The 8,987-nt window shown below is 66.5% G+C and carries 7 protein-coding genes; 6 read left to right on the top strand and 1 reads right to left on the bottom strand.

Annotated features, from left to right (window positions below):
* Positions 1 to 61 precede the first annotated feature (61 nt).
* On the bottom strand, positions 62 to 622 hold the full coding sequence (locus tag ABD987_RS34525) for a hypothetical protein (RefSeq protein ID WP_345403988.1): 561 nt from the start codon (positions 620 to 622) through the stop codon (positions 62 to 64).
* A 356-nt stretch (positions 623 to 978) separates the two neighbouring features.
* On the opposite strand from ABD987_RS34525, the gene ABD987_RS34520 reads away from it, so the two are divergent.
* The 6 genes from ABD987_RS34520 to ABD987_RS34495 all read left to right on the top strand — a co-directional run bounded on the left by ABD987_RS34520 (position 979) and on the right by ABD987_RS34495 (position 8,878).
* Positions 979 to 1,935 carry an ABC transporter ATP-binding protein gene (locus ABD987_RS34520; RefSeq protein WP_345403983.1) on the top strand — a complete coding sequence of 319 codons (957 nt, stop codon included), beginning with the start codon at positions 979 to 981 and terminating at the stop codon, positions 1,933 to 1,935.
* Complete coding sequence (locus tag ABD987_RS34515) at positions 1,928 to 2,740, top strand: ABC transporter permease (protein WP_345403980.1); 813 nt, start codon at positions 1,928 to 1,930, stop codon at positions 2,738 to 2,740. Before ABD987_RS34520 ends, ABD987_RS34515 begins: the two co-directional genes overlap by 8 nt.
* A gap of 89 nt (positions 2,741 to 2,829) precedes the next feature.
* Positions 2,830 to 4,572, top strand: coding sequence for an ABC transporter ATP-binding protein (locus ABD987_RS34510; RefSeq protein ID WP_345403977.1), 1,743 nt, complete (start codon positions 2,830 to 2,832; stop codon positions 4,570 to 4,572).
* Positions 4,565 to 6,343: an ABC transporter ATP-binding protein gene (locus tag ABD987_RS34505; protein ID WP_345403974.1), complete on the top strand. Its 1,779-nt coding sequence runs from the start codon at positions 4,565 to 4,567 to the stop codon at positions 6,341 to 6,343. The genes ABD987_RS34510 and ABD987_RS34505 overlap by 8 nt, the downstream gene beginning before the upstream one ends.
* Positions 6,344 to 6,404: 61 nt before the next feature.
* Positions 6,405 to 7,658 carry a glycosyltransferase family 4 protein gene (locus tag ABD987_RS34500; RefSeq protein WP_345403971.1) on the top strand — a complete coding sequence of 418 codons (1,254 nt, stop codon included), beginning with the start codon at positions 6,405 to 6,407 and terminating at the stop codon, positions 7,656 to 7,658.
* A gap of 398 nt (positions 7,659 to 8,056) precedes the next feature.
* Positions 8,057 to 8,878 (top strand): class I SAM-dependent methyltransferase, encoded by an 822-nt coding sequence (locus tag ABD987_RS34495; protein WP_345403968.1) that lies wholly within the window; start codon positions 8,057 to 8,059, stop codon positions 8,876 to 8,878.
* The last annotated feature ends 109 nt before the right edge of the window (positions 8,879 to 8,987 follow it).

Below are 8,987 nucleotides of genomic sequence, written 5' to 3'. Positions count from 1 at the left end.
AACCTGCCCACCCTCGCCGACAAGGCCTACCACACCGCCGGCATCGGCATCCGCACCCCCATCAAGAAACCCCAAGGCACCACCCACGAACTACACCACGACAACCGCACCTACAACACCCTGCACATGAGCTTCCCCCTGTCGTCCGGACACCTTGGCGTTGCCCCCTGGTGATGCCTTTGGCGGTGAGCATGGCGTGCAGGTCGTTGCGTTGCTTGGTGCTGACGCAGAGGATGCGGCTGGGGCCTTCCGGGCCGAGCAGGTCGATCCCGTCGCCAAACATGACCTCGTTGGCCGGATTCTTAAACGTAGCGATCGTGAACGGATTCCGCATCGGCTTCACATGCCCGCTGTACTGGCTCATCTTGGCCGGGTTGATCACCCCGTAGGTGGCGGCGTTGGCGCCGTAGTAGTCGGCACGCGCGAGCAGGCACTCGGGGTCGTCCCACACCAGCCGCGAGCCCTCCTTGGACGTCACGGACGCCGGTGTGGCCTTCATACGCAGGAACACCGAGCTCGCGCCACCGGTGGCCTTGTCGACCTCCTCACTCTGCCCCATACCGTGCTGGACCCCCATCATCGTGCGGCGTTCGATCGAGGCCAGCACCCCGTTGGCCAGCATGGCCTTCAGCCCGCCGAGGACGCCTTATGCACCAACGACCGGCCCTGCACGGCCTTGCCCAGCGCGCTCTGCGCGTTGCCGACGTCGAAACGGTCCCAGGCCAGTCAGCCGCCGGAGCGCCGGGGCGTCGGGGCGTCGGGCTGTAGCCCAGCGAGACCGCGAGCGCGGCGCCGTCGACACCAAAGGGTCCTCGTCATGATGCGCTCGGCGACAACCAAATCACTCCCACCACGCCCACTCCCCGAGCCGCCCAAGCGGCATCCACCTGCGAAAACACGGCTCCACGAAGCTAGCCAATAGGTGTTGACACAGCAATGTATACTTCAAAGTATCACTTCGACGAGCAAGGGAGCCCGATGGCGTTGATCTCGGCGCGAGGCCTGACGAAGTCCTATGGCAAGCACAACGCCGTCACCGACGTCAGCTTCGACATCGGCGAGGGCGAAACTGTCGCCATGCTCGGGCCGAACGGCGCAGGCAAGACGACCACGGTGGAGATCCTCGAAGGATTCCGGGAACGCACTCGAGGTGAGATACGGGTCATCGACGAGGATCCGTGGCACGCGCCCCAGCGTCTGCGTGCACAACTCGGGTTCGTGCTCCAGGCCACCAGCCTCGAGGCCGAACTCTCCGTACTGGAGACACTCCAGTACTACCGTGCGCTGTTCCCCAACCCACGCCCGGTCGACGAGGTACTCGCGATGGTCGGCCTGGAATCCGAGGAGAAGGTCCGCGTCGGCCAGCTCTCCGGCGGACAGCAGCGGCGGGTCGACCTCGCGGTCGGCATCATCGGCAACCCTCGTGTGCTCTTCCTCGACGAGCCGACGACCGGGCTCGACCCGATCGCACGCCGGCAATTATGGGGCGCCGTACGGACACTCAAGGCGGGCGGCACCACGGTCCTGCTCACCACGCACTACCTCGAGGAGGCGCAGGAGCTCGCAGACACGATCATGGTGCTGTCCGACGGCAAGCTCGTCGCTCACGACAGCCCAGCCAACATCGTCCAGCTTTTCGAATCGGAAACGCACATCACGTTCCGCGCGAAAGGTGATTCGACGGCGGCCCTTCCCACCTCACTCGCCGAGTCGGCCGAGACCAAGGACGGGCTAGTCACACTCAAGGTCGGCGACGTGATACCCGCTCTGAAGGGCTTGCTCGCGTGGGCAGACCGGCATCACAGCGACCTGGCCGGACTCACCGTCAACCCGGCCAGCCTCGAAGAAACGTACCTGAATCTCATCCGCCAGGCCGAAGAGGGCACGGCGCCCCCGACCAAGACCACCCACCGAGGAGCTGACACTCATGTCTGACACATCCGCCGTCCTTGGCCGGATGCCCGGGTGGACCGGCTCGTTCGCCCGCCAGGCAAGCCACCATCTCAAGTTGACGCTGCGCTCGTCGCGGGCGCTGACTTCGGCATTGATGCTGCCAATCCTCATCCTGGTCGCCCTCCGGACGACCACGGGCGACGACGCGGCCTCGCACACCTATCTGGTGGCGGGCGCCGTCGTGTTCGGGTGCATCTCGATGTCCTTCGTCACGCACGCGACCTGGCTCGTCACCGCCAGGGAGAAGGGTGTGATGAAGCGGCTGCGGGCAACTCCACTGCGCCCGTCAGCGTTCCTCGCGGGACGGATCGCCGCCACTGCGGTGCTGTCCTTGGTGGCCGCGGCGATCACCGTGGTGATCGCGAGGTTCGTCGTCGGCGTCGACCTCCGCCTGGAGTTGGCTGGGCCGATTGTGTCCGCGGTGCTGCTCGGCACCGTGACTTGGGCGGCGCTGGGCACGTTGCTCAGCGGATTCATCGGCAGCCCGGCGTCGGCATGGTCGATACTGTCCATTGTGTACTTACCGCTGATGTTCATCTCCGGCGTGTTCTTCCCCAGCAGCTCGCTGCCCGCCTGGCTCAACCAGGTCTCCTCGTACCTGCCCGCCGAGCCGTTCGGACAGCTCATGCAGCAGGCGTTCGCCGGGCACGCGCTCGCCGGCCGCGACCTGCTGGTGATGAGCGCCTGGGCCGTCGTCTGCGCAGTCGCGTCCATCTGGACGTTCAAATGGCAGCCATCGGAACCGTCGAAGCGGCGAGCCACCCACACCGTGGACAGCGGTAAGTAGCGCCCCGGCCCCAGCCCTCCCGAGCCGCGTCCGCCCTCGTCGGGGAGAGCACCCGTTTCCGCGTACGACGCTTGGGAGGAGGCGAAGCCATGCACTCACCCGGATTGCCCGGGCTGATCGGCTACATCGCGCGCTACCGCGTACGCTTCGCCGCGGCGTTCGGCTGCGCTCTCGCCGGTTCAGCACTCGCCTCACTGATCCCGTTGTTGCAAGGGCGGATCATCGACTACGTCGTGGCTGGTCTCACGGACGCCCCGCTGCACTACGTGCTGATGTTCCTCTTCGTCGCCGCGGCCAAGTTCGCTGTGGACTCGTTGCGGCAGTACTTCGGCTCGCGAGTGGCTCTCGACGTCCAGCGCGACATCCGGACCGACCTGGTGCGGGCGGTACACCGGCTCGACACGGCCAGCCTGCGGGGCATCGGCTCTGGCCCGATCCTCGAGAGTTCCACCCGGGACGCCGCCCTGGTGGAGGGGCTACTCGACCCGCTGCCCAGTGCCTTCGGCAGTACGGTTTCGCTCGTCGTTTCCCTTGCCGTCATGCTGACGCTCTCCCCCGCGCTGACCGGCCTGGTCGCCCTGCTGGCGCCGGTCGCCGCCCTGTCCGTCCGCCTCACCCGCCACCGTGTGTTCCCTGCCAGTTCGGACGCGCAGCGTCGCACGGCCGACCTCACCGGCCTCGTCAACGAACGCGTCGCAGGCATCGAAATCGTGAAGAGTCACGCACAGGAGGACCGCGAGACCACTACTGTCCGGTCCGCCGCGACGGAAGTCCTCACGCAACGCCTTCGCGTGGTCCGGTTGACCACGCACTACCTGTCGTTCATGAATGTGGTCCCGCTGCTCGGCCAGATCGCCGTGTTCGGCGTCGGCGCGCTGCTCGTGCTCCACGGGAAACTTTCCCTCGGCACACTCGTCGCGTTTCTCGGTTACCTCACTCTGATCGTCGGCTCCGCCCGCGTGCTGACCGGGCTGTCCAGCTTCTTCTTCGACGCCCGGGCAGCAGTGACGCGCGCGCTGACGCTCATCCGCACGCATCCATCCATTAAGGACGGAGAAGGCCTACTGCCCGCCTGCGGGGCGGGGCGGACGGTTGAGATCGCGAACGTGACCTTCGGCTACGAACCAGCCCGTCCGGTGCTTCGCGAGTTGTCCCTGCGCGCCGAACGCAACTCGTTAGTGGTGCTCACCGGCGGTGTGGGGGCCGGGAAATCCACGGTGCTCGACTTGGTGACCAGGATCTACGACGCCGACCACGGCAAGGTTCTCGTAGACGGCGTCGACGTGCGGGAACTCCCGCTCGACGCGCTGCGACGGACGGTGACCACCGTGACCGCCGACGCGGCGCTATTCCATGGCAGCGTCCTCGAAAACATTTCGTGTGGCCAAGAGAACGCCACCCTCGCCGACGTCGTCGCCGCGGCAGAGGCCGCGTGCGCGGACGAGTTCATCTCGGCGATGCCACAGGGCTACGGCTCCCTCGTCGGCGAAACGGGTACGACCCTGTCCGGTGGTCAGAGCCAGCGCGTCGCCCTCGCCCGTGCACTGGTGCGACGCCCGGAGGTGCTGTTGTTCGACGACGCGACCTCCGCGGTCGACTCGGCGACCGAAACCCGGATCCATCACCACCTGGTGCACGAGATGTCAGGGGTGACCAGGATCGTCGTCACCCGCCGGCTGTCCACTCTGGCCGCGGCCGACGAGGTGTTCCTGCTCGACGACGGCCGGGTCGTCGAGCACGGCAGGCATGGCGAACTGTTCGCACGCTGCGAGCCGTACCAGCGGCTGGTGCGTGCCGCGGGTGCTCCGGATCGGACGGGCACCGGTGCCTGACACGACCTGGCGGCCCGCTCGCCACCGACCTGCCCGCCCCCGCGCACTGCCCTTCGCCGTGCTCGGTCTGTTCGCCCATGGTTCGTGGCGGCTGATCCTCGCGGGTACGGCGCTGCTCGGGGTGGTCGCCGCGACGGACCTCTTCCTCCCGCTGGTCCTGCGCTTCGGTATCGACCACGGGGTCACCCCACGCGATGCGGACGTGATCGGCGTAACGGTGGCTGCGGGCACCGGCCTGATCGGGCTGAACTGGACGGCGAACATCACCGGTGGCAGGTTGACCGGACTGGCCTGCGAGCGGATGACTCACCGGCTGCGAACACTCACGGCCCAGCACGCGTTCGCGCTGCCGTTGCAGCACTATCGGCGCGAGCAGCGGCACGGCGTGCTCACGCTGATCACGACGGACGCGAACACCGTGGCGGAATTTCTCCGTGACGACCTGCTCGCGAACTCGGCGGGTGTCCTGTCCTTCTTCGGGATGCTCATCGCTTTCATGAGCACCAGCGGCGAAGCGGCGGTGGTGCTCGGGGTGGGCTTGCCGGTACTACTCGCGGTCGCTGCTGTGGTACGCAGGCGCACCACAGCGCTTTACGACGCGGCGCGTGACCATTTGTCCTCGTTCACCGACTTCCTGCGCGAGAGCGTCGCGCGCATGTGGGCAGTGCAGCTGTTCGGGCAGCACGAACACAGCAAGCGCCGGATCCTGCGCGCCGGCGACAGGTACCGTGACACCCGGATACGCATCCAGTCCTTCAACGCGGTCTATTTCCCCGCGATCGACTTTGCGAGCGCGACGGCCGTCGCCACGGCGATCCTCTTCGGCGCGGGACGGCTTTCGGCCGGGATGCTGGTCTCGCTGATCCTGTACTTGGATCGCATGTTCTCGTTGGTACAGCAGTGTTCTCAGCTCTACGACGGCGGAAAGCGGGCCGCCGTGAGCCTTCTGCGGCTCGGCGAGTTCCTCGCCACAGAACCGGAACGGCATGGCCAGGAAGAGCCGATCAGCCTGCACGGCCGGGTCCGTTTCTCCGCGGTCTCCCTGCGCTACCCGGGATCGCGCACCCTCGCGCTCGACGGTGTGACCATCGACATCGCGCCCGGTGAGACCGTCGCGGTCGTCGGTCCGACCGGTGCGGGGAAGTCAACCCTCGCGAAACTGCTGCTCGGCTTCTGTCACCCCGGCTCCGGCGACGTAACCATCGACGGGGTCCCGATCTCCGGCTACCGCCTGTCCCGGTTGCGGCAACTGGTCGGGTACGTGCCGCAGACACCGTTCCTGTTCACCGGGTCGGTGCGCGACAATATCCGGTACGGCTGTCCGCAACTCGGTGACGAGGACATCGAGGCCGCCGCACACGCGGTCGGCGCGCACGCGGTGATCCAGGCGATGCCGTCCGGTTACGCCACGCCGGTCGGCGAGCGTGGCTCGGCGCTGTCGTCCGGGCAACAGCAGCTGATCGCGCTCGCCAGGGTGGCGCTGACCAACCCGGACGTGCTGGTGCTCGACGAAGCGACCGCGAACCTCGATCACGAAACGGAATCCGCGTATTCGACCGCTGTGGACGGTCTCAGCCGCGACCGGACGACGCTAGTGATCGCGCACCGGCTCTCGACCGCGGCCAAGGCGGACCGGGTCGTGGTATTGCACGAAGGAAGACTCGCCGAATCAGGTACCCACGACGAGCTGCGCGACGCGGGTGGACGCTATGCGCGGTTGTGGGCGGAGTGGTCCACGAATCCCGGACAGGTCACCAAATCGGCCGGCTGACCGGGTCCGAATACGAACAAGCGGCGAAGACACATCCGAGATAGACACGGAGGTCGGTACTGTGCGCGTGCTCATCGTGTCATGGGAATATCCCCCGGTGCTGGTCGGCGGGCTCGGGCGGCACGTCCACGCACTGGCGAGACAGCTCGCTGGTCAGGGCGAGGACGTCACCGTGCTGTGCCGCGAACCCGCCGGCAGTGACGTCAGCACCCACGCCGGAGCCGATTCCGTCGTGGACGGAGTCCGGATCGTCCGAGTTCCCGAAGACCCGCCCCATCTTTCGTTCGACCAGGATCTCGTGGCGTGGGCCCTGGCGGTCGGACACGCGATGATCCGTGCGGGCCACAAGCTGCTCGAAACCTGGACGCCCGACGTCGTGCACGCACACGACTGGCTGGTCGCGCATCCGGCGATCGCGCTGGCCGACGCCGCCCACGTCCCGCTGGTAACGACCATGCACGCAACCGAGGCCGGCAGACACGGCGGTGCGCTGCCGGAGCGGCTCAATCGGCAGGTGCACTCCATCGAATGGTGGCTGGCCAACCGCGCCGACACGCTGATCACCTGTTCACGGGCGATGCGGGCCGAGGTGACTGAGCTGTTCGACCTCGACCCGGCAGGGATCTCCGTGGTGCACAACGGAATCGACCCCGCGGACTGGCAGAACGCCATCGACCGCACCGTCCCCTCGCGGCGGCGGAACGCGCCCGGCGGCGGGCCGACCCTGCTGTACTTCGGCAGGCTCGAATGGGAAAAAGGAGTGCAGGATCTCATCGCCGCGTTCCCGGAGGTCCGCCGCCGGCACCTCGGCTCCCGGCTGATCGTCGCGGGTCACGGCCGCAAACGGGATTGGCTGGCCGAACTCGCCCGCGAACACGGTGTCGCGCCGTCCGTGCAGTTCACCGGTCACCTCGTCGAACGCGAACTCGCGGCGGCGCTGTCCGCCGCCGACCTAGTCGTGCTGCCGAGCCGATACGAGCCGTTCGGCATCGCCGCGCTGGAAGCGGCCGCGGCGGATATACCGATCGTCGCGGCGGAAGTCGGCGGACTGAGCGAGGTCGTCCGGCACGGCCGCACCGGCACGTGCTTCCGGCCCGGCGACGTCCCGGGCCTGACCGCCGCCATCTGCTCGGTTCTCGCGCATCCTGCCGAAGCGCGACGACGGGCCCGCGCCGCGCGGGCCCGCCTGGCCACCGAATTCGACTGGTCGGTCATCGCGGCCCAGACCACCGTCCTCTACCGGCGCGCGGTTCGCGGACTGGCCCGGCCGCTGCCACGTCCGAAGATCCCCGCCGGCCAGCTCCTGATGCGCTGAACCCGAGCCCAGACCCTCCAGGAAAGCGCTTACCACTTCAGGAGAACAGCACTGTGTGCGCTGCATACGGACCGCCAACAGGCGTCACACGACGTCACCGTTTTCGATGTCCTGTCGCCAGGCCGCCCAAGCCACCAAGCAGGGTGGCGGATAGCCGCGGTGCGCCTTTCGGAGCCAGCCAACCCCTTATCCGGATTTATCGAAGAATCAAGACATAGCCCCCTACGCGAAGGGTCGCCAGTTCGAAAAGTCCTTTCCAAGCGGACGGTAAATTAAGTACACTTCAAGGACTACACTCAGAGCACACTTCGCCAGCGGCGACCTCAGGTTGCGAGCAAAACCGGCGAGGAGGCTTCCACCTACCCGAAAGTCGGTGGTCCATGTCGAAACCTGCGTACATGTCGAAATCCGGAACACTCAGCCCAGCGCAAGTCGGTGAGCTGTACAACAACATGCACTGGCTGTTCGACATCCTCATGGGCGACAATCGACATATTGGCTACTGGGACGGCTCCGAGAACGACGGAATTAGCCCGAGAGACCGTTTCACCGACCACCTCATCGGCGAGATCGGAGCAGGGCCGGGACAGCACGTCCTCGACGTCGGCTGCGGCGTGGGTGGGCCGGCGGTCCGACTGGCGAAGACAACGGGCGCCACGGTCACCGGGATCACCGTCAGCAGCGAAGAGGTCCGTCTCGGCACAAGTCTCGCCGAACGCGAAAGCGCTTCTCATCTCGTCACCTTCGAACAGGTGGACGCGATGAACCTGCCCTATCCTGACAACTCGTTCAGCGCCGCCTGGGCAATCGAGTCCCTTTTGTACATGCCTGACCGTATTCGGTGCCTGCGGGAAATCCACCGGGTACTGAAATCCGACGGCCGCTTCGCGCTGACCGACTACACCGAACGTCTGCCACTCGGCACCGAGCAGCAGAAGATCTTCACCGAGACGTTCATGGTCAACCCGTTGATCCGAGTCGAGGAATATGACGATCTGCTGGCAGAAGCCGGCTTCGACCGGGTGACCCGTCGCGATCTCACCGCGCAACTGCAGCTGTCTTGTCAGGAAAGCGACCGCGATCTTCCGGCGAAGCTGCGGCAGATCGAAGAAACGACCGACAAGGTGTTCAGCGGATATTATCGGGAGTACGCACTGCGAGCCTCTTCGCTCGAACACGACTACCTGGGGTACGTCATGATGGTAGCGCACAAGAACTGACTTCGACGGATCAGCCGGAGTTTTCACTCCGCTTGGCGCCAACGCCGTGACGGAGGCCTCCGGTCCTGGCCGGGTGTGACCGTCCGGTTTGTACAGGTATCTCGAATTT

It is taken from the genome of Amycolatopsis samaneae (assembly GCF_039541975.1).
Classification (GTDB): Bacteria; Actinomycetota; Actinomycetes; order Mycobacteriales; family Pseudonocardiaceae; genus Amycolatopsis; species Amycolatopsis samaneae.
Note: the sequence above shows the minus strand (reverse complement) of the source record. Positions and strands in the feature narration are given on the sequence as shown.

Coding starts and splice junctions, on each gene's coding strand:
- ABD987_RS34525 (WP_345403988.1), bottom strand. CDS start 622: ATGCTGGCCAACGGGGTGCTGGCCTCGATCGAACGCCGCACGATGATG.
- ABD987_RS34520 (WP_345403983.1), top strand. CDS start 979: ATGGCGTTGATCTCGGCGCGAGGCCTGACGAAGTCCTATGGCAAGCAC.
- ABD987_RS34515 (WP_345403980.1), top strand. CDS start 1,928: ATGTCTGACACATCCGCCGTCCTTGGCCGGATGCCCGGGTGGACCGGC.
- ABD987_RS34510 (WP_345403977.1), top strand. CDS start 2,830: ATGCACTCACCCGGATTGCCCGGGCTGATCGGCTACATCGCGCGCTAC.
- ABD987_RS34495 (WP_345403968.1), top strand. CDS start 8,057: ATGTCGAAATCCGGAACACTCAGCCCAGCGCAAGTCGGTGAGCTGTAC.